Genomic DNA, 25,709 nt, shown 5'->3' with positions numbered 1-25,709 from the left:
TTTAGTGCGCTAGGATTTTTCGCGCGAGACCAACGGTTCGCCGACCATCTGCGCCGGTACCTTCCACTACATGACTTGCCGTCCCTCGCCACGAGCTAATGTCCCGACTGCCGACGGTTCACACATCTACAGCGTGGCGTAAAACTTCCGCATTTGAGCTAATCTCGCGTCCATATGAGGCCATTCGTCGTCGCCGGATGACAAGCTCTCCACATATTCAACCTGCATTCGCAGGCCCGCATACGTGTCACTGTCTTTCCGTTTCAGCGCGCTCCAGAGCTGATGTTCGAAATCACTCAATGAGGGGCGATTCGTGGGATCTGGCGAAAGCGACGTGTGTATCAGCTTGCCCATTCCGTGCGGCAGTTCGCTGTTCGATGACGATACTGTTTCGTTGGCCCTTTTCGCCCAATCACGCCAAGTGGACTTGCGGTTCCACTTCTGCGGGATTCCCTTCTGCCACGGCCAGACATCCCTAGTCGCTACACCGATCGGGTGTTGGCCATCCGCAAAACTCTCAAATGCAATCACGCCGAGCGCAAAGACATCTAACGACGCGGGCGCCACTGGGTCTATCGGACTTGTCGAGAACTGCTCAGGAGCCATATAGGGGCGGCTTCCGTTGTTGCGTCCAAAATCCCGGAAGGCATTTGCAAGCCCAAAATCGCCAACAAACATTTGGAAATGCATTCCCTTGCTTTCCTTTGGCATGCCTTTCCGACACCAATCATCAAAGAACACGTTGCTTGGCTTCAAGTCCTGGTGAGCTGCTATCCCGCGCTCTTGTGCAAGTCGGAGTGCCCGAACAATCTGAATCAGTGATGCGAACCGATCTGAAACTGACCATCCTAGCGGATTCGCGATCAGGTCCTCCAACGACCCATCACGATAACGGGACAAAATGAACGGCCAACCGTGTATGAACTGAACATCGAAAAATCGGTTGACCCATGGCACCATGGAAATTGCGTGAGTTTTTTCCAGTTCATGAAGCACCTGCTCCACACCCGAACGCGCCATCTCGGGCGTTCCAAAACGCCGGAGACGGGGGCATTTGGCAGCAATCTGTCTAGGAAAATGACCCGCCGGGAAGTGGATCGAATAGATTTCACCGTAGGCTCCCTCGATCGGTCCGGTCACGGTTCCACCTCGCGGCATTTCGAGGTGCATCTTGATAATTTGTTGCCGAGTTTCCTCATCGAACTCGTACAACGGCTTGACCATCAATCCGCCTCCATCTGGCGCGCACCCAGGACCTCAAGTGAATAGCGCGCCACCTGCATGGCTGCTTGATATTGGGAAGCCAGCCTGTTGCATTTTCCAGCACCAACGAAGGCTAGCGCACTTTTTTTAATGCAGCGTTGTTGGGGTCATACCTGTACTCGGTGATCGTGCCGTCTTTGATCCTCTCCACGGCCTCATCGACGACGAACAGGGGCACAAGAAACCATTCGCGCGGAACAACCGGCCGCCCAAAGCGGTCCTTGATCCCGATCTCCAGGCGAGCGGGCTCAAAGACCCGATGGATCAGGTTCTCAAGGCGGATGCGGCTTATGTTGAACAGGCGATAGGTCGCCACGATCTCAACATCTGCCATGAGAAATGTGGGTTGGAGCCGCGCGCCGGCGATCCGCTGCTCGACATCCAGATTGGTGACGCCGATCTTGTGCACGAGGTCGCGATTGGCCGCCACTACTGGGTGATCGGATTTACTTCTCAACACATAGATGGTGCCGCTCGCTTCATCGTCTTCTGCACGCTCTTCTGAAAACAAAGGGCCTGCCACCGGATCGGATATTCTGCGACCGGCATCATCCTTATTGAGCGCCCGCTGCAATGAGCGCATCAGTAGGTTGCTCTCAGTGCCGTTGTCGAAGATTACCCGCAGCCTGGCATCTGTGCGACCTTGGGCATTGGTGAAGGTCCCCCCGGCCTCGGCGACATAGGCTTTCTGGCCGCCGACGATGAACCAAGCACCAGGGCGGATTTCGGCCTTGATCTCGAAGGGACGGGTTTGCCGTTCGCCGCTATCGAGCTCGCGCTGCACCTGTTCAAAGAGCGGCCTGAACTTCCCAAAATCCTCGCAGCGATCACGGTTGGCAATGTCCTCTGCCGCACGCTTGTCCTCGGCCGATCGGACATGGCGCAGCTCGGTGATAGCAGAGGGGGCCTCGGCTTCGACACCAAGCTCGGCCAGCAGCGCATCATCATCGAGATCGTCAGGAATGGCGGTGTGGGCCTCCAGGTTGCCCGCAAGCAGCCCCTGATGATCGAGGGGGCTAAGCAAGGTCCGGCACTCCTCCAGCTCTCTCAAGCGGTCGAGCCGTACAGCATAAAGCCGCTCGAAGATATCGCGGTTCTCGCCATGCTGGGGCGGCCGACCATGCTCCCCGGTGAAGCGCTGAATCTCTTCGAAGCCGGCGATGATGCGCTCTTCGCGCGGCGTGCGGCCACCGTGCCGCATGGTCTCAATCTCGACCCCAAGCTCGGCAAGAAGGGCATCATCTTCGTCGGTGAACCTAGCCACGGGCAGCCTCTGCTTTCATCCGGGCAAGAAACGCTACGCCTTCGGCCATGCGCTTTTCCCACGGGTCGGCCGCCGTGATGTCGGGCAGCCGCCCACGCTCCTGCTTGAACTTGATAGCACGCCTTGCGAGCTCCCTAGCCTCTTCCGGCGTCAGGCTGATCTTCTTGGCATTGATGATGGCCTGCACCTGTTTCAGGCTTTCTTCGCTCATGGTCTTGGCGAGAATCGCCCGCGCCTCGCCGAAGGGGTTGATGTGGTCGATTAGGTCAATATCGAGCTCACGCACGTCCATGGCGAACCTGCGCACGCCCTGCACGAACGCAGTGTTGGGGCCGGGCTCATCGTCGCTCTCTACGGCGACTTCCTTGGCTTTTTGAGTGAGATTGAGCGCGGCAACGGCATGCTGACGCACAGCCTCCTGGTCACCCTCGTCCAGCTCGGGATAACGGTCCTTGATGATCTTGCCCATGCGCACTTGGGTAAACTCTTCGGGCACCATCTCGTCATCAAAGAGGCCTTTGCCAACGGTATTGCGGTCCTGAACGAACGCGGCAATAACCTCATTGAGATCCTGCTGGCAGATGCGGGCGGCCTCCTTGCTCCTGGGCACGATAAGGCCTTTAATCTCGATCTGAAACTGGCCGCTGTCGTGGTTGAAGCCGACATTGCACTGGTCAGGCTTATAGCCCTCGTCTCCATAGTCAAATCCCGGCGTCGGGCCACTGCCCGGATTCTTCGGCTTGAACTCAAAGCGAGGCGCCAGCACCTGCTCCATGAGCAGGCTGGCGGCGATCGCCTTCAAGGTATCGTTGACCGCCTCGTTGACAGCCTCATCCGTGGCGTCGGGCTGAGCGATCAGATTGCTGAACCGCGCGCGGTTCTTGCCCGGTGCGTCACGGGTGGCTCGGCCGATGATCTGCACGATCTCAGTCAGGCTTGACCGATAGCCGACGGTGAGGGCGTGTTCGCACCAGATCCAATCGAAGCCCTCCTTTGCCATCCCAAGCGCGATGATGATGTCGACGTGATCGCGATTGTTTTTTTGCGCCGGGTCTTTCAGCGCCGCTGACACGCGCTCGCGCTTGGCCGGATCATCATCGACCAAGTCGGCGATGCGCAGTATGCGGTCATCGGCGCTCTTCACCAGCTGGAAGCCGGTCGCGGGGTCGGCGCCCTGCCACTGACCCAACTCCTCTATGATATGCTCGACCTCCTTGATCTTGTCCTTGGTGCTCTCGCGCGAATTGACGTTCGGGATATGCACGATCGTCTTCTCAGTCGGATCGAGCACTTTCAAGATGTCGTCGGAATAGGCCCCTGCGTAGAAGAAATAGCCGATGTCGAGTTGCTTTAGATGCTCATAGCCGTTGAGCTGCTCATAGTAGGTGTAGGTGACGGTATCGAATTTAGCCTCGTCTTCGGGCGCGAGAACGGCGTCCGCATCGCCTCGGAAATAGGAACCGGTCATCGCGACGACATGCACGCGGTCGCGGGCGATGAACTGGCCGAGATGCTGGCCGAGTTTGTTGTCGGGATTGGCGGAGACGTGATGGAATTCGTCGACCGCGATCAGGCGATCGTCAAAGGCTTCCACCCCGAATTTGTCCACGGCAAAGCGGAAGGTGGCGTGCGTACACACAAGCACCTTGTCACTGCTATCGAGAAAGGCGGCGACCGAATTGACCTTGCCGCCATTGTCTGAGCCCGGCGCATTGCACAGGTTCCATTTCGGCTCGACGTGCCAGTCGGCCCAAAAGCCGAGTCTCATCAGCGGCTCGTCGGCAAAGCTCGACCCGATCGACTTTTCCGGCACGACGATGATAGCTTGTTTCAGGCCCTGATTGGCGAGTTTGTCGAGGGCAATGAACATGAGCGCGCGGCTCTTGCCCGATGCCGGCGGCGACTTGACCAGCAGATAGGGCTCGCCGCGCTTCTCATAGGCGCGCTCCTGCATGGGGCGCATTCCGAGCTCGTTAATTTTGGTCGAGCTGCCATTGCGGGCATAGGTGACCGAAACCGACGGTACCGATCTGATTGGATTGGTCATGCGTAGGCCCCCGCTTTCTTGTTCCTATTCGCCCCCTGCTCCGTCGTCATCTTCGTGTAGAGCTCAAAAAGCTTTTCGAGCCGTTCGGTATCGTTCTTGAACCGCCGACCGATATAGATGCGCTCCAGCACCTCATCGTTTCGCTCGTGCGCGGCTCGGAGCTCGGCAGGCATAGCCTCAGGGTCGTAAAGATCAGCGATCGTTGCAGGAAAATGCCCTTCGCGCACCAGCAGGATGTCCTCGGCACACCGAATGAGATCTGCCCTATTCTTCTCGGTGAGATGTGGAATGGGAAACGTATTCCATCCCAGCTTGTTAGAGTATCGATAGTCGGTCTTAAATTTCCCACAAACAGTTGCGATCCAAACGAAATGCAGTCGCGAGTTCAGAATCGCTATATCCTCTTTCGGTCCGTCGAATTGCGCGAAAGCTAGATTTGTGATGATGGCCCCCGGCGATTCTAGACCAGCCGGAATATATTGCCTTTTCTCAGACGTTAGCACAGGAACTAAGGTTAATGCCTCTTCACCAGTCTGTTTAACTTCCTGGAATCTGTGAGGCCACTTCGCGCTCTCGACTGTTGCAGGCTTCGAGCTGGAGAGCCGCATAGCTCGAACTCCTTCAATGCGGCTATTAAGATGCTCGTCTCGCAGTACAGCTTCCAGGTCCGAGTTGTTAATCCAGAGAGCGTAGCGAACGATTCCTTTGTTATATTCATTCGCACCAAACGCTCGCTTTAAGCATCGAGAGGCACTAGGCGACAAACTGATCAACCGGTCCTTTTCTTGAGGATTGAGTAGCAGGTGCCCACCATCGACAGGCTTCCCTCCCGCCTCAATCTGATGGCGGCCTGCTGGTGGAGAGCGACGTTCCTGAACCACGATGTTTGGCCCAGCAACGAGGTAAGCGTTGATGTTCTCCGCCTCTTTCTGGATCGTTGCTCCATCATCCGCGATCGAAAAGAGACGGCGTACCCTGCCCGGCTGGTTCGAGATGCCAACAATCACAACAGTGACGCCGGCCTTGTTGCTGGCGAGATTTGCCCATTTGAAGCTGGTATGGGCAAAGTCAATCTCGTGGCCGGTCTGAAAAATTAGCGGCCAAAGGATCGGCACCTGCTGTCCCTGGCAGATCGAGTTGGTCGACACGAAAGCAGCGGCGGCATTGGTCTTGGTGCCGTAATCGGCGGCCTTCATGAACCAGCCAGCAACGTAGTCGAGCGACTTCCAGCTCTTGGTCCGATGCCCCAAGACGGCCTCCAGGTCAGCCTTCTGCTCGGGCGTCTGCCAGGTGGAACCGAGGTAGGGCGGGTTCCCGCAAATGTAGGTCTCCCCGCCCTCGTTCTCGAAGTCTATCTCAGCCTGATCGAGTGGCGCGTGGAAAAGGTCTTCGGCCTGATGTTTCACAACGGTGCCCGTCGAGCGGCAAATGCTGAGCCAGTCGAGCCGCAGGGCGTTACCACAGGTAATCCAATTCATTGCGTCGAGCGGCAGGAAGTCGCGCAACGCTTCTTTCTGGCCCCGATAGAGCACGTCGCACTGATATTCGGCGATGATCAGCGCTAGGCGCGCAATCTCGGCCGGGAAGTCGCGCAACTCGATGCCGCGAAAATTGGTGAGAGGGATTTCGGTGCAAAGGTCGGCCTCACCGCGCCGCTTGTTGATCTCAGCTTCGATCTTTCGCATTTCCTTGTATGCGATGACAAGGAAATTGCCCGAGCCACAGGCCGGATCGAAAACCCTGATCCGGGCCATGCGGCTGCGCAAATTTAGCAGCTTGCGGGCATTGTCCCCGGCGTCCTCCAGTCCCGCGCGCAGATCGTCGAGGAAGAGCGGATTCAGAACTTTGAGGATGTTGGGCACGCTGGTGTAGTGCATGCCGAGCGCGCCGCGTTCTTCATCATCGGCAACGGCTTGGATCATGGATCCAAAAATGTCGGGGTTGATCTTCTTCCAGTCGAGCCTGCCGATATGGATCAGGTAGGAGCGCGCGATCCGTGTGAAGACCGGCACGTCGGCGCTACCCGAAAACAATCCGCCGTTCACATAGGGAAAGCGATCGGCCCATCGCGGCAGACTAGTCTTGGCGCGATCGGCGCCCTTCATGTTCATCGCGCGAAAGAGCGTGCTGATTACCTCATGCGTGTTCGAGGAATCCCCGGCGCTCATCTTCTCGATCGTGTCTGTGAATAGATCGGGCGCCTCGAATATATCGGTGTCCTCGGCGAAGAAGCAAAAGATTAGCCGCGCCATGAAGTGGTTCATGTCGGGGCGTCGCGCGGCGGCGCCCCAATCGGGATTGTCCTTGAGGAGCTGGATATAGAGACGATTAAGCCGGCCCGTCGCCTTGATGTCGAAAGAGCTGTCGCGGACTTGCTTGACGGTGGTGATGCCAGCAAGCGGCAAGAACACACCGAAATGATCAGGAAAATCAGCGTAGTCACAGGCAATGGTGTCGCCGCCGATCAGGTCTTCGGCCTCGAAGATCTCGCCATCGGTCGCCAAGATGAATTTCGCCTTGGCGCGCATGGTCGCAGGGCTTACCTTTAGCGCGGCCAGCGTTTTCGTGACTTCGCCCCGCGGTGCAACCACGATGTGAATATTATTGGTTTGCAGGACCCCGCCCAGATCGGACTTGTTGGAGGCGCCGCTGCGCAGCTTTCTAAGCGTGGTTTCCTTATTCCCAAATGCCTCCAGGAAGGCATAGGGAAACTCGGCCGCATCGAAAGCCCGTTCCGCGAGCAGAGAGATTTGTTCCTCGATCTCGACCGGGTTCATTTTGGATCCCCTGCCCCCTCAATTGGTCTCGGGCGGCTCTTCACCGTCGACCCTGCGACATACCGCGCAACGCTAATGTCGCCTGCACGAGCGCGCGCCTGGGCGATGTCGAAATCGCATTGCATGTGCATGAGGCGTTCCATGGGAATTGCAAATGCCTTCTCGATGCGCAGCGCCATGTCGGCCGACAGCGACGCACGGGCGTTGAGGAAAGTAGAAAAGGCAGCCCGGGTGATACCTACTGCTTCTGCGGCTTCTGTCACGGATAGGTTCAAAAGATCCAGCACCTGCCCACGGACATACGGCCCCGGATGACCAGAATGCTCATGGGTTGCCTCACCTCTCTTTGCCATACTTCCCTCGACCGAGAATCAATACACAAACACGATAACGCAGGGATGATCGCCTATATACCGTCGCGCGACGCTATACATAAAATGTTCGTCCGCGCCCTCTCTGTTTCGGGCAGTCGTGCCGGCGGCCGGCCGCAAAAGCCGTCTAGTGAGGCGGCTCAGCATTGATCAGCGCATCGATTTCGGCTTCCTCTTGCTGGAGCTGCGCCCTCGCCCGCTCCAGCTCGGCCGCGATCTGCTGACGCTCGCCGGCGTCGATCGATGCTGCCAACTCAGCGCGCAGTTCTTGGATGGTTTCGTAGGTGGTCATCGTCAGCTCCTCTGATTGAAAACAGAGGCTCGCCCCCGGGATGAGGGGCTTGGGTCAATGACCGCCACGGCGGCCCGAAGGGCAGATGGGGGAGCCGATTTTGTCGCTAGCGGCAAAATTGGGGGCAACCGTCTGTCATTGATGCAAGCCCATCAGCTCGGTACGCTCGGCTATGTTGAGAGAGAGAAAATACCTCTCCGTGTGGCACCGAATTTGAGCCGAAGGCCAATAGATTCAACTCACTGAGAGGGGAGAAAGAGCGCTGCCCTCTCTCCCCCACAAGCGCTAAACCGGTCTCCCCATGCTTCGGCCGATGGCCTGCAGCACCGGCCGGCTGCGCCGATCGGCCCTTTGGGTGGGTGATCCCCCTCCGGTTTAGCGCTTGTCCCCCTCTCTTCCGCTGCTCCGCGCGAACTCGGGGAGCAGGAGCGGGGCTCCTGCCCTCCCTTCCGATTTGGGAGGCCAAGGGGTGGCCGTGGAACCTGGGATTGAGGTTGCTATGACGGAAGAGAGCAGGGCGGAAACTGCGGTTTCCCTTGGTGAGTTAATGAATCGGCATATCGCGGCGCAATTGGCGACCGCGGATGCCGTTCGTGCATGGGATGAGCGCAGGGCGGCCAGGGAGGTTACGAGCGTCGTATATGTAAACGGGCTGCTGGACGTGGCGCGGCACGAAGAAGCCGCAAGGCTGGCTATCGTCAATCACAGGCCGCACGACGATTGGGAATCCAGACTGAAGCTGACCTATATGGCGGCTTACCTGATCGCGACACGCGGCACTCTGACCGCCAATGAGATGGATTCGGTCTTGGAGTAGGCCAGCTTCTGTCGCCCCTTCGAGATCGGCGAACGAAAAGCCCGCATAAAGCGGGCTTTCTATGATTAGTTGATTGTCGCGATCCACTCGCCAGATGTTGATTTGGCAAAGCCGACAATCCGTTCGATGGGCTGTGCCTCAGGCGACATTTTGACTGAGGTCATGCAGGCGACGCCTGGGCCTGAACCGGCCTTGTCACATTGCCCGAGCGCCACGGAAATTTCCGGCAGGTCGTTTCTGTCCCAAACGAGGGGAGACGCCGCGTGAGCTTTGCGGTAGGCCGCGGTGGCCTCGGCCTCCGTCGGCGCTTCGACTGTTGGGATCGGGCAAAGTGACGGATCAGCGGAGATAGCCGCGACCAATTCGGCCTTTGAAATGGCCTGAGTCTCCACCTTGGGCTCTGAAGTCGCAAGATACGTGCCGCCAGAGCCGGTCACGAGGCCGACGGTCGCTGCGACCGCCAAAAGGATATTCTGGTTCATAGGGGTTCCTCTTTAGGTCCGGAGATTAAACCAGAAGCGCTCTTTGACGCCCTTGTCATTTGGAATGTCGAAATACCAGGGATTCGGGCGCCGCGGTCGGGGAGACGTTACCTTCACCTTGCAACCGTTGTTGTTGTTTCGATACCCGAAATCATCATCATTTCTGCCGCTACGAAGGATCTCCAAGGTGGTCCGAGTCCTGTCGTTGGCCTCTGCATCACCATAGAGGCGGTCGTACTCGTGGCGGTCTTCGCATCTGTCCACGATGCGCACGCACTGGTCATTTTCATCCCGCCTGAAGACACGGTCATCTCCATTGCTGCTGGAGGCGGGTCGAGAGCCGGCAGGGCATTCCTCAAACTCTTCGCGGCCCGGTTCCCCGGCTCTAGCCTGCTGGCAGATGGGCCAATCGAACCCCGGCTTTGACATTGCGCGGATCAGTTTTTTCATCGGCGGAACGCAATAGGGGACGCCATGCCAGGACGGGTTTTGGGACGCGGCACAAAGTAGGATCTGGCAGCCCCACTCGGCGTCTTGCGCCTTTGCCCCTGTAGCGATTGCGATCACAACAAGACCGGCGGCGGCATAAAGCAGACGTTTCATGTCAGATGGTCCTCATTGATGGTTGCGGCTGGAGAGGCCCGACCGACGAACAGCTTGTCGATCGGGGCGACATGTTGCACCCGCTCCCCGGCCGCGTAGATGACGGCTGCGATGAGCGCGAAGGCTGAGAACCAGAAGATCCCGATCCGAAAGAGAAGCGGCTGATTGGGGATGTCCCGGCAAAGCGGCGGAAAGGCGAACAGACCGACCAGGAAGCAGTCGAGCGCTAGATAACGTTGATCGAGAAAGAGGATAGAGACGATCAGGAGCGCCGCGGCCAACGGTGCATGAACCCACCAGATTTTTTCCGAAACGACGATCAGCGCGAACGACAGCGGAGTGGCGAGCAGCAAGCTCGCCAGCGGATCCGTTGCGAACGAGTTCGCAATATGAGCGAAGTCGGGCAACTATCGGTCTGTCCTCTTAGGCCTGCGAGCATCGATGAAGGGAGGTGAAATCTCGCTTTCACGCTCGGCGAGGAGGTTGGCATCGGCGATCGGCTGGCGCCCTAACGTCTTGTCCACCGCCTTGCGTCGCCATTCGTTCATGTCGAGAACATAGGTGGCCCACATGCCATAGCGGGCCGCCATTGCGTGCCGCTGATAGGCTAGGTACTGGCTGTTGTAGGAGTAAGGGGACGCGACACGCGCCCAGCCGACGCGAAGCATTTCCACCGCAATGTCGCGCCCGGCTGATGTGCAACGCGCCTGCGGGATTCCGTCATTGCCGTAGGCTACGACGCTGCATTCGACAGGCTTGTTACCTACCGTCCTTTTGAGCCAGGCTTTGGCGAGTGGGCCGCAAGGGACGGGGGAAGGTGCCCTCTGCCGTTGGCGGTTTCCCCATTTCGGATCAAGAGCCCATTGCGGGAGTTCGCACGCGTCGACGTCGACGAGGCGAACGCGCTGCCCATATTGAGGATACCATAGGGTTCGGCCATCCATGACCGCAACCCGCCCTTTGTAGATCGGATATACAGGAGCTCCGGACCAATCCTGCTGCTGCCCGATCGTCGCGGGCGTATTCTTGACCAGATCGGCGGCCGTAGCCGGTTGGACGATCGCAGCAAGAACCGCGGCTGCGGACAGGTATCGCTTCATTGGTTTGCCTTCTTGTTTCGTGCATTCACCTCGCGACTCAGGAGAATGGCCGGGTGCTGCACGTCTTCGAACTGCCAGAGGCCGGCCCGCTTATCGCGAGCAAGTTGTTCGGCCACGGCATAGGGGACGTGATATGGCATGCCCTCCCCGTTGAGGGCTGCGAAGGCGTATCCGCTGGTGATCAGGACGTTCGCCAGGTCCAGCCGTTGTTTTCCGATGGTGGCGTAGCAGACGACGTAGGCGGTATCATCCTTCTTCGCCACAGGCGCGCAAACGGGTTTGGTGTCCTTGATATAGGCCGCGAGCACGGCAAGGGACGCCTCGCCGCAATCGCGTTTCTGCCCGTGCTTGTCGGTATAAGAGGTGCCCCGCAAACACGACTGAACGCCGTAGAGCCGGAAGTGCTTGCCCTCCGAAATCCAAGTATCGCCGGTTTCCAGTGTGACGCCAGGCTGTAGATCGAAATATCCGGCTGGCGCGGCTGCTACGGCCGATGGCAGAAGAGCCGAAAGAAGGAGAAGAGCCTTTCTCATTGGCCCTTAACCCTCGGATCAGCCCACATTCCGAAAGAGCCCTTCTGGCCAATCTCCTCGGCCTTGGCGAGGTCCGGGCGGACAGGGGTGCCGTCTGGCTTCTTGGCAAGGCGGAGTGCGCCGAGCGATAGAAGCTGCTCTTCAAACATATCGACGGAATCGAGACTGCCGGGAAAATTGTAGTAGCCGTAACAAGTCGCGTTCTGAACCGGCGCACCCTGCTCGCTCACGAAGGCACGGCAAAAGACGACCTTCGGGTTCTGCAGCATGATTTGAAGCTGCTGCTGCGCAAAGTCGGTGCAGGTCCCGGCGAAGTCCTCGCTGCGATTGACCATCTCGCCTTTGCAAGGCTCGAGCCCGTAAAGGTGCAGCGTCGTTTTCTCGTCAACGCGGAAGTCGGTCGGCGACACGGCCTTGAAGCCGGCCGTTGTTGCATAGCCTTTGCGGTCGGCGACTTTTCCGCCCCCGTCATAATACTCGATCACCAGCACGGTCTTGCCCGGTGCTGCCAGGGATTTGATGAAGTCCTTGTTGATGTCCGTAGCGGACAAGGCGGGTGTTGCCATAACGCAACCTGTGAGTGCAGCAGTGATGATCCGTTTCATTTTCTAGCCCTTACCCATATTGCTTCCGTCGGCTCCCCCGCGAAAAGGGGTTTAAGTGTGCAGCAAAAAAGTGTATCGCTGAACCAAATCGATGTCACGCGTTCACCAACTTAATCAGTTTTCGTGTCAATCACAACACCGCAAGTTTGGCGGGGACCGATGGAAAAAAGGGCTAGAATTGCAGGCAGTTCGGGCAAGACCGCGTTGGCGGGGATGGCCCTTTTGACCGTGATCCTGGGCGGGATTTGCCGCGCCCAAGACGGTCATAAAGATGGAAATATCATAGACAATAAAAGCACTTGGCAGGCACGCGGCAATTCTGATCTTGCAACGAACTTTGAGGAACGGTGGCATGGCTCCGAAAAGGAGTTCGTCCTTGGCACCGATGGCGTCGTAAAGCCGACGGACAGCGCGGACGAAAACCTCCAAGAATTTGGGGGTTCGAATCAAATTGATGCGGATATTGGCTATTCCGCGGCTACCATTGATGCCGCGCACGGTACTGAAAAAGTGCAACTTCCGACGGGATCAATAACGCAAATTGGTGCAAATCGACAGGTTAAAAGCAGCACCAATGAAGTGCAGGAATGTGGTCCGTCTCCGCTCAACGCCGAAGAAATTAAGTCTATGGTTGTGCAGACGGCGCGGAAGCACAGCGTCGATGAAGTCTTCGCGACGGCCATCGCCTGGGCCGAAAGCGGCTTTGATCAAAGCCGCAACTCTCCCAAGGGTGCGCGCGGGCCGATGCAGCTCATGCCGGCTACGGCCGCACGTTTTGGCGTCAAGGATGTCTGTGATCCGTCGCAGAACATTGAGGGCGGCATGAAGTACCTGCGGGTGCTTCTGGACGAGTTTCAAAACCCCCTCCTTGTCGCGGCCGCCTACAACAGCGGCGAACAGCGGATCTACGAACACGGCGGCATCCCGCCTTTCCAGGAAACACTCGGATACGTCGCCAAGGTCGTGAACTATCAGCTCGGCCTGCCTATGCCGGCGGCACGAAGCAAATCGAGAAAGGCCGCTGACCAAGCGGTCTCGGATGCGAGTGACGGCGGGGACGCTGGTGTCATCGCTGTGAAAAAGACCGGCGCGTTTGTCGGCGGTGTGATGCACTTTTGAAGGAGAGAAGTATGCAGATTTCGATGCAAACGGGGAAGTCTCAGGCTGTAAAGCTTGCGGCCCTGTTCGGTCTCGTGGCCGCTATCCAGGTTGTTGGCGCGGACGTCGCCTTTGCGCAGGCTACCGGAGGAGGCGCCTTTGCGCCGCTTCAAACCGCCGTCCAAATGATCGTCGATTTCATCACCGGCCCCTTCGGCCGCCTGATGGCAATCATTGCCGTCATCGGCCTTGGCTTTCTCGCCTTCGCCGGCCGCCTTTCGTGGTTCACGGCGGGCGCGGTGGTGATCGGCATTGGCCTTGTCTTCGGTGCGCCGGCGATCGTTGACCAGATGATTTCGTCTGTCGGCGGCGGCAATTGATCATGAGCGAGTATCAGGACGAAAGACCGGCCCTAACGCCGTTGGTGATCGGGTTAACTCGGTCGCCGACGCTTTGGGGTGTGCCTTACATGGCGGTGGTGCTGATTGTCGGCATCACCATCATCGGCTGGCTGGCAACGAACCATCTTCTGGCGTTGCTCATCGCGCCGGTCGCCTACCTTGTCCTGTTCTCGCTCTGCGCCTGGGACAACAAGATCCTCGACGTGCTGCAGGTGACGTCTCGCAAGACGCCCCGCACGCCCAACAAGCGCTTTTGGGGCACCAACTCTTACGGACCATAACCATGCTGAAAGTCGTCAAAGAAGAGCTTGGATTTGGCCGGGTCGCTGGAAACGAGCGGCCCATGTCGACTCATATCCCGTATCTGCGCCATGTCTCTGATACGGTGATCGGGCTGGAAAACGGCTCACTCTTGAGCGTCATCAAACTGGATGGCCTGTTCTTCCAGACGGAAGATCAGGCTGAGCTCAACATGCGCTCGGTCGTGCAAAACACGATGATACGGGCCCTTGGGTCCAGCCGCTATTCACTTTGGTCGACGGTGATCCGCCGCGAGGTCGAGACGGAAATCGGCGGCGCGTATGATGAATCGTTCTGCGACATTTTGAACAAGCGCTACATGGAGCAACTGCGCCATAAGCGCATGTTCACGAACGAAATTTACCTGACTATCATGCGCTCCGGCATGCGGGGCGCACTTGGCGTCGGCGACACGCTGAAGAGGATCTTCGACAAGGCAAACAAGGACGCTCGGGTCCAGCAAACGCGCGAAGATGTCACGGAGCTCGAAGAGCTGATCGGCAACATAGTGCGTGATCTGCACAAGTATGGAGCCCGGGCGCTCGGCATTACCTATCGTCGCAGGAACGACGACGAGGCCAAGATTGAAGGGCAGGAGGAAAAGGAAAGGGGCGACCCCTATTCCGAGCCCTGCGAATTCTTCAATACGATTCTGACATGCGGCGTGCCGCGCAAAATGCGTCTGCCACGCATGGGAATCCGCAATTACGTCGGCACGTCGCGACTGCATTTCAGCAAGCGGACCATGCAGGCTCAAGCGGCGGTCGACGAAGACAGCCGTTTTGGGGCGCTGTTATCGATCAAGGAATATCCGCCCTTTACCGGCCCGGGCATGCTCGATGGCCTGTTGCAGGTGAACCACGAATTCATCCTGACGCAATCGTTCACGATCGCCGACAAGCCAATTGCGCAAGAGCGCATCAGCCGTCTCCAGCGACAAATCCGAGCATCGGACGAATCCGGCAGTTCGGTCGAGCAGGATATCGACTTTGCGCTCAATAGCCTGATGAACCAGGAAGCCGTGTTCGGCTTCCACCATCTTTCGATTTTGTGCCTCTCTCGCGATCTGCAGGGCACAAGCCGCACGGTTTCCGAACTCGGCGCCTGCCTCACCGACATGAACATCAACTGGCTTCGCGAGGATCTGAACCTCGAAGCCGCGTTTTGGGCGCAGCTCCCCGGCAACCACAGCTACATTGCTCGCAAGGCGATGCTTTCGAGCGCGAATTTCTCCGGCCTCTCCTCGATGCACAATTTCGCGACAGGACAGGCGGATCGCACCCATTGGGGACTTCCGATCACGATTCTAGAAACCACGTCGCAAACGCCGTACTGGTTTAACTTCCATCGCCGCGACATCGGCCACTTCCTCGTCACCGGCCCGACGGGTTCTGGTAAGACGGTCGCATTGACGTTCCTGCTGGCGCAGGCGATGCGTGTTTCACCCACGCCGAAGGCCGTATTCTTCGACAAGGATCGCGGCGCGGAGATCTTTGTAAGGGCGATCGGCGGCTCCTATGAGGTGCTGTCGCCGGGGACGCCAACCGGCTTCAACCCGCTTCAACTCGATAACACCGGACGAAATCGCGAGTTCCTGCTGCGCCTTCTGAAGGCAATGCTGCGATCCGGCGATCGCAGCGACTTCACCCAGGAAGACGAGGACACGCTCGAAAGGGCGATCGTCCGTCTGATGCAGGAACCTGCGGCGGAGCGCAATTTGCCAAATCTCGCCGGCCTGCTGGTGGGTCGGTCACGGGCAGACGCCAATGACCTTCACGCTCGCCTTCGCCCTTGGATTGATGGCGAAAAGGCGTGGCTTTTCAATGCACAGCATGACGTCCTCTCCTTCTCAGGCCGCAGCGTCTTCGGATTCGACATGACGAGCATTCTCGGTAACGAGGATCTTCGCACGCCGGCGCTGATGTACCTCTATCACCGCCTGGACGAGCTGCTGGACGGCAACCCGGTCATGTTCTTCATGGACGAGGGCTGGCAGCTCCTAATGGACGAGACCTTTTCGGCCTTCATCGTCGACAAAATGAAGACCATCCGTAAGCTCAACGGTATTGTCGGTTTCGGCACTCAGTCCGCCGCGGATATCGCCAAGGCAAAAGCCTCGCATACGCTCATCGAGCAATCGGCGACCAATATTCATTTCCCGAACCCTCGGGCCGACGAAGACAGCTACATCAAGCGTTTCGGCCTGACGGTGAAGGAGTTCAACTTCATCAAGAACACCCCGCCCGAAAAGCGAACTTTCCTGATCAAGCACGGAAATGACTCGGTCATCGCCCGGCTCGATCTCTCCACCATGCCCGATCTCGTGAAGGTGCTTTCCGGGCGCAAGGAGACAGTCGAGGAGTGCGCGGCGCTTCGGGAAAAATATGGCGACGAGCCCGAAAATTGGCTGGCTGAATTTTGCGGATGGGAGAAAGCCGAATGAGGAAAAGTCCTACTTTAGGGGTTATCTCTGCGCTGTGGCTCGGTGTTTCCGGACCGGCACTCTCTCAGGTGCCGGTGATCGACGGGAAGGTGCTCGAGACCGACACGAAACGCGACGCGACAACCACCGAAATCGAGAAGACGGATAGCGACCGTCATACGGTCAGCAAAAGCGTCACTTGCTCGATGTATCGTCCCGGGCGAGGCGGCGATCCAGCCTCAGCAGCGACGGCCAATCCGGAAATTGTCGGCCTGGTCAAGCGCGTAGCTCAGGAGGAAGGCGTCGATGAAAAACTCTTCATGGCGCTCGTCTACCAGGAAAGCCGCTTCAATCCGTGTGCGAAGTCGCCGGTCGGTGCGATCGGGCTCTCTCAGCTCATGCCGGGTACGGCAAAAGACCTCGGCGTCGATCCCCACAATGTCGAAGACAATCTTCGGGGCGGTGCGCGTTACCTGAAACAGCAACTTCGCCGCTTCAATGGCAACACCAATCTGGCCCTGGCCGCTTATAATGCGGGGCCGGGCAATGTTCAGAAGTACGGCGGCATTCCCCCATTTAAGGAGACACAAGGGTATGTGGCGAACATCACCCAAAAGTGGCTCCCGGCCTTCGGCGGTTCCGACGTTGCAAACATCCCGGTGAATTATGGCGGTGGATCGACGGCCTTTACCGGCATGCGGGATTCCACCATCAACTCCATGGCGACGTCTCAGGCGATTGGGGAAGGAAGCGGCAACGTGGCGTCCTGGATGCAGCAGTTGGCCGCAATGTCCAGCGGCACTATCCAGGATAGTTGGGATCACAATTCCGGTGCCCGCAATGCCAATCTCGAAATGATGAACCAGGTCATCCGCCTCGGCACGACGATGGCGGACCTTATGAACTCGCGTAACGCGGTTGATCTCAGCGGCCTGTCCGGATCGTCACGCACGAGCGATTTCAAGGATGACGACGACAAAGACGATCGCGAAACGACAGGCATTTGCGATGACCGCGCAGGCTTGGAATGGAGCCCGGCTGAGAAAGCTTGCGTCCAAAAGCGGGAACGCGAGGACAACGTAGAACTGATGTTGAACGCTCAATGAGGAGAACTGCCATGAAACGTTTGATTTTGACGGCGTATTCGGTGGCCGCCCTTGCGTCTTCGGCTTTGGCGCAGGTCCCGGTGATCGACGGTGCCAATCTTGAGATTGCACAGAGAACGTCGAAGACGACCGATGATATTCTCGGCACTAACAAGGAAGTCCTGAAAACGGTCCAAGAGACCCTTCAAGCGGTCACCGGTGATCGCGGTAGCGATGCCAACCAGATGCAGAATCTTGCCGTCGGCAACGGATTCAGCGTCTCCCAAATGCCGTCGTTTGATAGCCTTATGTCCGGCGGCGTTCCGAACTTCGGCAGTATGGGCGGTGATGTCTCCAAAATCGCAACGACCTTCATCAACGGCTTGCAACTGGTGAAAAATCTGTCCGGCCAAGCGGGCAGCTCCTTTTCGGGCGACAAGTCCTACGAGGAGATGGTGAACACCGTTCTTGGTGTTGCCGCCCTGGTGACGGGCTCTCAGCAGGCCGTCCAGACCCGCCGTACCTCTTTTGAGCAAGCAGGCGCAAATATCGGCCAGGCCAAGGACATCAAGGGCTCGATCGACCAGAACACACAGCTTCAGGTGCAAGCCGGGCTGACGATCAATGAACTGATCGGCGTGATGAATGGTGCCGTGTCGTCTCTCCAGGCCGACAACCAAAGGCGCTTGACCGACATCTCCAACTCCAAGAAGGCCCTCAGCTACAGTGACCAGTAAAATCACCATACCAGCGAAGGTGCTTTTTCCTCTGCTGATCGCGGCCGGCCTCGCCGGCTGCGGTACAGCTGCGAAGGAAAAGACCGCGCCTTGCAAGAGACCTGCGAACCTGACCTCCTACGCGCCGGATCCGCGTCCCGAATGTGGACCGATGATGAGCATCAACGGCGACGCAGCAGCCGCCTTTGCGGCGATCGACGCAATGACGGCTGAATAGGACGATTGCGACGATGCAGGATTTCCTTGGGGCGCTGCTCGACAGAATTGAAGAGACCGGTGCGAATTTCTCCTCGCGAGCTTACGGGATCGTTGGCGACGAGGTGGTGCCGCTGCTCACCATCATGTTCATTGCATATGTGGCCTATTACGGGCTGCAGCTCTTCATGGGAACCGCCCGCGTCAGCGTCGCCGAGATCATCGGCCGCGTGACCCGTATGCTAATCATCCTGGCGCTGGTCAGGGAGTGGGACTACTTCAATACGCTTTTCTACTCTTGGATGAACGACACGCCGGAAGATGTCGGCCGCGCGATCCTGACCGCCACGGGAACCGGTATCACGGAACCGACGAACGGCCTGTCGATTATCTGGAGAACGGCCAACGAGGCGGCTTCTGCATTCGCTGAGCAGTCCGGCTACTTCTCGGTGCTACCGTCTATGGTCGGGTTTCTGATCATGTTTGCGGTGGCGGTTTTCATTGCCGTGGCGCTGGCGATCCTGCTGCTTGCCAAGGTGATGATGTGGGTCCTGATCGGGACCGCGCCAATTTTCATCGGCTGCATGCTGTTCGAGCAGACGCGAGGCTTGGGCGTCGCATGGTTCCAGCAGGTATTGATGTATGCGCTGATTCCGCTGTTCGTTTATGTAGTGGCGGCATTCCTGATCGCAGCGATGGATCCGGAATTGACGAAGGTCAGCAACGCCGCAAACCAAAGACGCCTTCAGCTTAGCGACATTTCCGCCTTCCTGTTGCTCTGCGCCGCCGGCGCTTTTGTCCTCTTCAACATTCAGGTTCTCGCGCAAGGCATTACCGGTGGTGTTGCCGCCGGCATTGGCAACGCTGCGCGTGCTTTCGGTCGGTTGACGGGCGTCTCCGCGCCCATATCGGCCCTGTCTGGTGGGCAACGGCTGGCGGGAGCCGTTGGCAACGCGGGCATGCAGGCAAGGGCGCGAACGCAAGAAGGCATGAAAACCAATATTCGAAACGCCGCTGCTGAGGCGATGCAGAACCGCATCAGCAACAACAGCACGCCTCGCTGAGGCGCGAAAGTAAGGGCTAGGTTTAAGGGCTAGACGAATGGCAGATACGAATGAAGCAATTCTTCGGACCTATTTTCAGGACGGCGATCGCTGGGAGCAGGAAATCGTAAAGAAGGCCAAGCGATCGCGCGCGCTCGCATGGTTCGTCACGACGATTTTCGGTGCGATAACCTTGCTGGCATTGACGGCGCTGGTCATGCTCGTGCCGCTGAAAAGTTTCGAACCGTACATCGTCGAGGTCGACAAAAACACCGGCTATATGGAGGTCAAGACCGGGCTCACGAAGTCAGCAAACCTCACGGATCAACAGGCGGTCACTCAGGCCAACGTCGTACGCTACATTCGTTCGCGTGAAGGCTATGATCCCTTTGCCATTGAGCAGAATTTCGGCATTGCCGCACTGCTCTCGACGGGAGATGCGGCCCGGGAGCTTCAGGAGCTCTATAGCGCGGCAAATCCGAACAACCCGGCCAGGGCCTTGGGAAAGAACAAGAGTGTCACCGTCGATATCAAGTCCGTGACCTTCTCCAATGCGAGCACGGCCCTGGTGCGGTTTTCGACGACGGAGAAATCCGACACCGACTCCATCACCCGACATTTTATTTCGGTCGTCCGCTATCGCTATACGGACACCCCGGCGACCAATGAATGGCGCTTCGAAAACCCGTTGGGCTTCCAGGTCTATAACTACCGGCGCGACCAAGAGACGGTGACACCCGGAGGCGAAAAATGATCACACGCCTCTTGCTTTCTGCGGCCTTCGCGGCCGCTGTGTTGACTCACGTCCACGCTGCGCAGGCACCACGGCCGGGCTCGCTCGATTCGCGTGTCACCAGCGTCGTCTACCAGTCCAACAATGTGGTGAAGGTTTCTGCCACCTACGGCATCTCCACCATGATCATCTTTGATGAGGACGAAAAATTCGAAACGATCTCGCTCGGCGACACCGATAGTTGGCAAGTTGCCCCCTCCGAGAAGGGCAATATCCTGTTCGTCAAGCCGATCGCGAAGAACGTCGCCACCAACATGAACGTCGTGACCAGCAAGAGGATCTATTTCCTCGAGCTCAACGACCATGCGCCGACCGACGGCAAACAGGTCTTCGGCATCCGGTTCGTCTACCCAGAGAAGGACCTGAACGCCTCGCTCCGCAAGGAAGCGGAGTACCGGGCGGCGAACCCGAACATGGCGAATATCGACAAGGCAAACGTCAACATCGACTATTCCTTTTCCGGCGACCCATCGCTGAAGCCTACGACGATCTTCGACGACGGGAAAAAGACCTTCTTCAAGTTCGGCAGCCGCGTGCCGGCGATTTTTGCCGTGCAGTCGGATTTTTCCGAGACGCTGCGCAATTTCCGCAAGGAGGGCGAATACATCGTCGTCGATGGTGTCGCGACACAATATACGCTCCGCGACGGCAACCAGTGGACCTGCATCTTCAACCTTCGCAAGCCTGACTTCGGCGCTCCGGATCCGGACATTCTCGGTCCGGCTCATGACACCAAGGCGACGAAACGTAGGAGGAGCGGCAACTAATGAAGCGCAGCCCCGAACTTGAGGCCATGACGACGGCCGACGAAACGGCGGTCAGCAATCGGAATGCTGGACGAAATCAAACTCTCGGCATGGCCGCCCTTCTCCTGGGTGGCGCTGTGGCCGCCTATTTTGTCCTTGCGACGGCTGGCGAAAAGCCGCGTGATGTCGCCGACAGCGACGAGGAGTTTCAGACAACGACTTTTCGGCCACCGTCCTTTGTCCGCGACGAAGAGAAGCCAGAACCGGAGCCCGAACAAGAAGTCATCAACCTGCCAACGCCTCCTGAGGTGGTAGAGGAAACCGTCGATACGACCGAGTTCAAGGTTCCAGCGCCGCCAGAGGTCGTAGAACAAACGCTCGAAGCCGCGCCGGTCGAGGAGTTTCCCGAGCGGTATAAATCGGGCCTGATTTCGCTCGACCAGAAAGGAAACGGGAGCGGGAACGGCAGCCTGACAGGCGAAGACGATACCGGATTGACGGTTGCCGGCGAGGATCGCAATAGCAAGTACCTGGCTGCAGCTGCTGGCCTAGCGGACCGAACCGCCAAGGCCCGGCAGATCGAGCGCATCGACGCGATGATACCGGAGGGAACTTTGATCCCCGGAATCCTCGAGACGGCCATCAACAGCGATCTGCCCGGCCAGATCCGCGCCATCACCTCCCAGGATGTCTATTCCTTCGACGGCCGGCGTGTTTTGATCCCGACCGGAACGCGCCTCATTGGCGAATATCAGTCGGAGGTGACCCGCGGACAAAAACGCATCTTCGTCATCTGGACCAGGCTTATTCGCGATGATGGCGTTTCCGTGCGCCTCAACTCGATCGGCACGGACAGCTTGGGTCGGTCTGGCTTGACCGGTCATGTTGACAACAAGTTCCGCGAACGGTTCGGAGCGTCGATCATGCTCTCTATCGTCGGCGGCGCTGCCAGCTATCTGACCGGATATGGCAGTCAGGAAGCCTCCAACAACAGCGACGATGCCGCACGGGGCGAAGAGATCGCGCGGGAGACCATCGCGCAGACCTTCAGCGACATGGCGAATACGGTTCTCAGTGAAAACCTCCGTATTCCTCCCACCATCAGCGTCAGCCAAGGCGAGCGAATCTTTGTCTACGTGCGCCAGGACCTCGATTTCAGCGCCATGTACGACGATCCGGTCACCGAAGCGATGAAGGAGATCCGACGTGAACGTCGCGGCAGGTAGCACGATTAAACGCGATCCGCACTACTTCCTCAATCGCGCCCTCGAACCGATCAAGCAATTCCTGGATGACCCGAAGGTGGTCGAAATAGCCGTCAATAAGCCGGGCCACGTTTATGTGGAGCGGTTTGGGGCCGATCATATGGAGCAGCATTTGATCGACGCCCTGACGGCCGATGAAATCCAGAACATCGGCGAGCGTGTTGCAGCGGCGACCAACCAGTTTATCAGCCGTTCCAAGCCGATCCTCAGCGCGGCGCTTCCAACCGGCGAACGGATTCAGATCGTCCTGCCGCCGGCGGCGCCCGACGGAGGCTCGATCTCGATCCGCAAGCAGGTGGTGAATAACTTCACGCTCGAGGAGTATCGTGACAACGGCTCGCTCGACAAAGTATCGGTGGCCGTCGGCGGCCTCAGTGACATTGACCGGGAACTGATCGGGCAACTGCGCGCCAGCCGGATCTACGATTTCATCCATATCGCTATCACCAAGCGGGTCTCTATCCTGATCAGCGGCGGCACCTCATCGGGCAAGACGACCTTCCTCAACGCCTGCCTGAAAAGTGTGGATCCACATGAGCGGATCATCACGCTCGAGGACACACGCGAGTTATTCCCGCCCCAGGCGAACACTGTTCACATGATCGCCTCGAAGGGTGATCAGGGCACCGCGGACGTGACCATTCAAAACCTGCTCGAGTCGTCGTTGCGCATGCGTCCAGATCGTCTGTTCGTCGGCGAAATTCGGGGCGCGGAGGCGTTCTCCTTCCTGCGCGCGATCAACACCGGGCATCCGGGCAGTATGTCCACAGTTCACGCCGACACGCCGATGGGTGCCTATGAACAGCTCGCCATGATGATGCAACAAGCCGGCATGTCGGCGGGTTTTTCCAAGCAGGATCTCATGTCCTATATCCAGATGGTGATCCCGATCGTCATCCAGCTCCGCCGCGACGGCGGCAAGCGCGGCGTCTCCGAAATCTTCTTTGCTCGGGATGAAGCATGACCAAGGGGCTCCAGGCCTTCTACCTGCTCTTTTGCGTCGGGATAGCATTCGTTGTCTGGATGCTCGGGTACGGCCTGGGTCTTCAGGTCTTCTATAAAGACGGGCGGGTTCTCGAAGAGACGATCACGAGCAACCCCTTTGTTCCCATTCAGCAGTTCTGGATTTATCGCACTAGCCCTGCCCTGCAGAAGGTCGCGCTTGGCTCGATGGTGCCGGCGCTGATCGTCGCCGGCCTGGCCGCCTACATCGGCCTGAAACCGACGAGCAGCCCCTTGGGAGATGCGGCGTTTCAGGACATTGCCTCGCTTCGGCGCGGCAAGTGGTTCCGTAAACAGGGCCATATCTTCGGACGCATAGGGCGCAGCATTCTACGCACCAAGGACGATCGGCATCATCTGATCATCGGCCCTACCCGCTCCGGTAAGGGCGCGGGCTATGTCATCCCGAACGCGCTGATGCACGAAGGCTCGATGATCGTCACCGACCTCAAGGGCGAGGTTTTCAAGGCGACCTCGGGCTATCGACGCCACAATGGTAGCCAAGTCTTTTTGTTCGCGCCGGGTTCGGAAAAGACCAATCGCTATAACCCGCTCGATTTTGTACGGCCTGAGCGCGGCAATCGCACCACTGACATTCAAAACATTGCCAGCATTTTGGTACCTGAAAATACGGAATCGGAAAACTCCGTCTGGCAGGCGACGGCGCAGCAAGTCCTCGCCGGCGTGATCAGCTACATCACCGAAAGCCCCTTCTATAAGGATCGGCGCAACCTCGGCGAGGTCAATTCCTTCTTCAACAGCGGTGTCGATCTGCAGGCGCTGATGAAGTACATCAAGGAAAAAGAGCCCTACCTGTCGAAGTTCACCGTCGAGAGCTTCAATTCCTATATCGCTCTATCCGAACGCGCGGCCGCGTCGGCGCTTCTGGATATCCAGAAGGCCATGCGGCCTTTCAAAAATGAGCGGATCGTCGCGGCAACTAATGTCACCGACATGGATCTGCGCGCGATGAAGCGCCGGCCGATGTCAATCTATTTGGCGCCGAACATCACCGACATAACCCTGTTGCGCCCACTCCTCACTCTGTTCGTGCAGCAAGTGATGGACATCCTCACGCTCGAGCACGATCCCAGTTCCCTTCCCGTCTATTTCCTCCTCGACGAGTTCCGGCAGTTGAAGCGGATGGACGAAATTATGACAAAGCTGCCCTATGTGGCTGGCTATAACATCAAGCTCGCCCTCATCATCCAGGACCTGAAAAACCTCGACGAGATCTATGGCGAAACCTCCCGGCATTCGCTGCTCGGCAATTGCGGCTATCAACTCGTCCTCGGCGCCAACGACCAGGCCACGGCCGAATATGCGTCGCGGGCGCTCGGAAAGCGCACGATCCGCTACCAGTCGGAGTCGCGCACGATCGAATTGTTGGGTCTGCCCCGCCGCACGAAGGTAGAGCAGATTCGCGAACGGGATCTGATGATGCCGCAGGAAGTCCGGCAAATGCCGGAGAACAAGATGATCCTGCTCATCGAAGGGCAAAGGCCGATCTTCGGGGAAAAGCTCAGGTTCTTCCAAACGCAGCCGTTCAAGTCGGCGGAGGCATTTTCTCAGGCCAACATTCCGCAGGTGCCGGAGGTCGAATATCTGCCTCCAAAACCCGTTCCGGCCACGACCCCGGAATATGCCAAGGGTGGCGAACCTTCCGTCGAAATGCCCTCGCTGGTGCCCCTGAAAGAAGAGAAGACTGCGCCACCCGCCAAGCGAACCGTCAACAAAAAGGCGCTGCGACCAAAGCCAAAACCGTCGCATGCGAAGACGGAGATGGAAGCGTCCGCAAACCTTGTCGCCATGGAGGCTCGGATAAAGGCGATTGAGGACGGCCTGACACCAAGGGCTGCGCAGCTCAAGGCAACGGTTGAAACGAAGGTCGAAAAGCTCGGCGATAAATCACCGACTACGCGCCGCAATTACATGGACATCTTCAACACGACGATTCCTGATCCCGTCGAGGTTGGGGTGGCAGCCGAATAGTGATCAGGGATTAAAAATCGGGGAACCAATGGATGAGGAATGGTGGCGAAATGGATTCTATATCTCTTTGCTCTTGCGAACGAGAGCCGCGACAGCCTTGCGTGCCTACCGGGAGGTCGAGGCGCGCTTTCATGCGCTTCAAGAAACTAAGGATGCACTGGACGCCGAGGAGCGGGTCATTCTGCATATATGGGCAGTGAAGCTGTCAAAGGCTTCAGTCAGCCCGGAAGATTGCGAAGGGTTCCGAGCCGCATATCGGTCGCTCGGCGAGCGGCGTCTAAAGCTTTTCGAGCCTTGGCAAGCCGCTAACGCGGACTTGGTATCCGCTCATGAAGACGCGAAGCGCTTGTTGCAGGAAATCGGTTCAGGTCTCCGCGAGAGGCCCGATGTGTCACGTTGCGTACACCCGCGTGACATCGTAACAGAGAAAGGACAGTAGTTTACGTTCTCACGGCGTGGCGCATTCCATTGGCCGC

The 25,709-nt window shown here is 58.1% G+C and carries 27 protein-coding genes; 15 read left to right on the top strand and 12 right to left on the bottom strand.

What is annotated here, in order from left to right; translation table 11 throughout:
- Positions 1–126 precede the first annotated feature (126 nt).
- From AC07UR_RS32100 to AC07UR_RS32075, 6 genes are all read right to left on the bottom strand, one after another.
- Positions 127–1,224 (bottom strand): serine/threonine protein kinase, encoded by a 1,098-nt coding sequence (locus AC07UR_RS32100; RefSeq protein WP_494700425.1) that lies wholly within the window; start codon positions 1,222–1,224, stop codon positions 127–129.
- 112 nt (positions 1,225–1,336) lie between these two features.
- Positions 1,337–2,527 (bottom strand): GIY-YIG nuclease family protein, encoded by a 1,191-nt coding sequence (locus tag AC07UR_RS32095; RefSeq protein ID WP_494700424.1) that lies wholly within the window; start codon positions 2,525–2,527, stop codon positions 1,337–1,339.
- Positions 2,520–4,574, bottom strand: a complete 2,055-nt coding sequence (locus AC07UR_RS32090) for a DEAD/DEAH box helicase (RefSeq protein ID WP_494700423.1) — start codon at positions 4,572–4,574, stop codon at positions 2,520–2,522. The genes AC07UR_RS32095 and AC07UR_RS32090 overlap by 8 nt, the downstream gene beginning before the upstream one ends.
- A complete protein-coding gene (locus AC07UR_RS32085) occupies positions 4,571–7,351 on the bottom strand; it encodes a class I SAM-dependent DNA methyltransferase (protein ID WP_494700422.1) in 2,781 nt (926 codons plus the stop codon). Before AC07UR_RS32085 ends, AC07UR_RS32090 begins: the two co-directional genes overlap by 4 nt.
- Entirely contained in the window at positions 7,348–7,704 is a 357-nt protein-coding gene (locus AC07UR_RS32080; RefSeq protein WP_494700421.1) for a HigA family addiction module antitoxin, read from the bottom strand. The genes AC07UR_RS32085 and AC07UR_RS32080 overlap by 4 nt, the downstream gene beginning before the upstream one ends.
- Before the next feature lie 145 nt (positions 7,705–7,849).
- The gene (locus AC07UR_RS32075) at positions 7,850–8,014 is read right to left on the bottom strand and encodes a hypothetical protein (protein ID WP_494700420.1); all 165 of its coding nucleotides are present in this window, start codon (positions 8,012–8,014) and stop codon (positions 7,850–7,852) included.
- A gap of 547 nt (positions 8,015–8,561) precedes the next feature.
- Here AC07UR_RS32075 and AC07UR_RS32070 point away from each other — a divergent pair.
- A complete protein-coding gene (locus AC07UR_RS32070) occupies positions 8,562–8,831 on the top strand; it encodes a hypothetical protein (protein ID WP_494700479.1) in 270 nt (89 codons plus the stop codon).
- A 65-nt stretch (positions 8,832–8,896) separates the two neighbouring features.
- On the opposite strand, the gene AC07UR_RS32065 is transcribed toward AC07UR_RS32070, so the two are convergent.
- From AC07UR_RS32065 to AC07UR_RS32040, 6 genes are read right to left on the bottom strand one after another with little or no spacing between them, the layout of a single operon-like run.
- On the bottom strand, positions 8,897–9,313 hold the full coding sequence (locus tag AC07UR_RS32065) for a hypothetical protein (RefSeq protein WP_494700419.1): 417 nt from the start codon (positions 9,311–9,313) through the stop codon (positions 8,897–8,899).
- A gap of 12 nt (positions 9,314–9,325) precedes the next feature.
- Positions 9,326–9,916, bottom strand: coding sequence for a hypothetical protein (locus AC07UR_RS32060; protein WP_494700418.1), 591 nt, complete (start codon positions 9,914–9,916; stop codon positions 9,326–9,328).
- Positions 9,913–10,323 carry a hypothetical protein gene (locus AC07UR_RS32055; RefSeq protein WP_494700417.1) on the bottom strand — a complete coding sequence of 137 codons (411 nt, stop codon included), beginning with the start codon at positions 10,321–10,323 and terminating at the stop codon, positions 9,913–9,915. Before AC07UR_RS32055 ends, AC07UR_RS32060 begins: the two co-directional genes overlap by 4 nt.
- Positions 10,324–11,016, bottom strand: coding sequence for a thermonuclease family protein (locus AC07UR_RS32050; RefSeq protein WP_494700416.1), 693 nt, complete (start codon positions 11,014–11,016; stop codon positions 10,324–10,326).
- Positions 11,013–11,549, bottom strand: coding sequence for a thermonuclease family protein (locus AC07UR_RS32045; protein ID WP_494700415.1), 537 nt, complete (start codon positions 11,547–11,549; stop codon positions 11,013–11,015). Before AC07UR_RS32045 ends, AC07UR_RS32050 begins: the two co-directional genes overlap by 4 nt.
- Positions 11,546–12,154, bottom strand: a complete 609-nt coding sequence (locus AC07UR_RS32040; RefSeq protein WP_494700414.1) for a hypothetical protein — start codon at positions 12,152–12,154, stop codon at positions 11,546–11,548. The genes AC07UR_RS32045 and AC07UR_RS32040 overlap by 4 nt, the downstream gene beginning before the upstream one ends.
- A gap of 213 nt (positions 12,155–12,367) precedes the next feature.
- On the opposite strand from AC07UR_RS32040, the gene AC07UR_RS32035 reads away from it, so the two are divergent.
- The 14 genes from AC07UR_RS32035 to AC07UR_RS31970 are packed head-to-tail and all read left to right on the top strand — an operon-like array spanning position 12,368 to position 25,672.
- Positions 12,368–13,273 carry a lytic transglycosylase domain-containing protein gene (locus AC07UR_RS32035; RefSeq protein WP_494700478.1) on the top strand — a complete coding sequence of 302 codons (906 nt, stop codon included), beginning with the start codon at positions 12,368–12,370 and terminating at the stop codon, positions 13,271–13,273.
- Positions 13,274–13,284: 11 nt separating this feature from the next.
- On the top strand, positions 13,285–13,632 hold the full coding sequence (locus AC07UR_RS32030; protein ID WP_192494310.1) for a TrbC/VirB2 family type IV secretion system protein: 348 nt from the start codon (positions 13,285–13,287) through the stop codon (positions 13,630–13,632).
- A 2-nt stretch (positions 13,633–13,634) separates the two neighbouring features.
- The gene (locus AC07UR_RS32025) at positions 13,635–13,934 is read left to right on the top strand and encodes a VirB3 family type IV secretion system protein (protein WP_494700413.1); all 300 of its coding nucleotides are present in this window, start codon (positions 13,635–13,637) and stop codon (positions 13,932–13,934) included.
- 2 nt (positions 13,935–13,936) lie between these two features.
- Positions 13,937–16,396: a VirB4 family type IV secretion/conjugal transfer ATPase gene (locus AC07UR_RS32020; protein ID WP_494700477.1), complete on the top strand. Its 2,460-nt coding sequence runs from the start codon at positions 13,937–13,939 to the stop codon at positions 16,394–16,396.
- Positions 16,393–17,481, top strand: a complete 1,089-nt coding sequence (locus AC07UR_RS32015; protein ID WP_494700412.1) for a lytic transglycosylase domain-containing protein — start codon at positions 16,393–16,395, stop codon at positions 17,479–17,481. Before AC07UR_RS32020 ends, AC07UR_RS32015 begins: the two co-directional genes overlap by 4 nt.
- A gap of 11 nt (positions 17,482–17,492) precedes the next feature.
- A complete protein-coding gene (locus AC07UR_RS32010; protein WP_494700411.1) occupies positions 17,493–18,197 on the top strand; it encodes a type IV secretion system protein in 705 nt (234 codons plus the stop codon).
- Positions 18,187–18,414 carry a hypothetical protein gene (locus AC07UR_RS32005; protein WP_494700410.1) on the top strand — a complete coding sequence of 76 codons (228 nt, stop codon included), beginning with the start codon at positions 18,187–18,189 and terminating at the stop codon, positions 18,412–18,414. Before AC07UR_RS32010 ends, AC07UR_RS32005 begins: the two co-directional genes overlap by 11 nt.
- 13 nt (positions 18,415–18,427) lie before the next feature.
- Entirely contained in the window at positions 18,428–19,456 is a 1,029-nt protein-coding gene (locus tag AC07UR_RS32000) for a TrbL/VirB6 family protein (protein WP_494700409.1), read from the top strand.
- A 37-nt stretch (positions 19,457–19,493) separates the two neighbouring features.
- Positions 19,494–20,189, top strand: coding sequence for a VirB8 family type IV secretion system protein (locus tag AC07UR_RS31995; RefSeq protein ID WP_494700408.1), 696 nt, complete (start codon positions 19,494–19,496; stop codon positions 20,187–20,189).
- Positions 20,186–20,995, top strand: a complete 810-nt coding sequence (gene virB9, locus AC07UR_RS31990) for a P-type conjugative transfer protein VirB9 (RefSeq protein ID WP_494700407.1) — start codon at positions 20,186–20,188, stop codon at positions 20,993–20,995. Before AC07UR_RS31995 ends, virB9 begins: the two co-directional genes overlap by 4 nt.
- Positions 20,995–22,200 (top strand): type IV secretion system protein VirB10, encoded by a 1,206-nt coding sequence (gene virB10, locus AC07UR_RS31985; protein ID WP_494700406.1) that lies wholly within the window; start codon positions 20,995–20,997, stop codon positions 22,198–22,200. Before virB9 ends, virB10 begins: the two co-directional genes overlap by 1 nt.
- The gene (virB11, locus tag AC07UR_RS31980; RefSeq protein ID WP_494700405.1) at positions 22,181–23,203 is read left to right on the top strand and encodes a P-type DNA transfer ATPase VirB11; all 1,023 of its coding nucleotides are present in this window, start codon (positions 22,181–22,183) and stop codon (positions 23,201–23,203) included. Before virB10 ends, virB11 begins: the two co-directional genes overlap by 20 nt.
- The gene (locus AC07UR_RS31975; protein WP_494700404.1) at positions 23,200–25,233 is read left to right on the top strand and encodes a type IV secretory system conjugative DNA transfer family protein; all 2,034 of its coding nucleotides are present in this window, start codon (positions 23,200–23,202) and stop codon (positions 25,231–25,233) included. The genes virB11 and AC07UR_RS31975 overlap by 4 nt, the downstream gene beginning before the upstream one ends.
- A 28-nt stretch (positions 25,234–25,261) precedes the next feature.
- On the top strand, positions 25,262–25,672 hold the full coding sequence (locus tag AC07UR_RS31970) for a hypothetical protein (RefSeq protein WP_494700403.1): 411 nt from the start codon (positions 25,262–25,264) through the stop codon (positions 25,670–25,672).
- The last annotated feature ends 37 nt before the right edge of the window (positions 25,673–25,709 follow it).

It is taken from the genome of Ensifer sp. GW821-FHT05G01, assembly GCF_059419585.1.
Note: the sequence above shows the minus strand (reverse complement) of the source record. Positions and strands in the feature narration are given on the sequence as shown.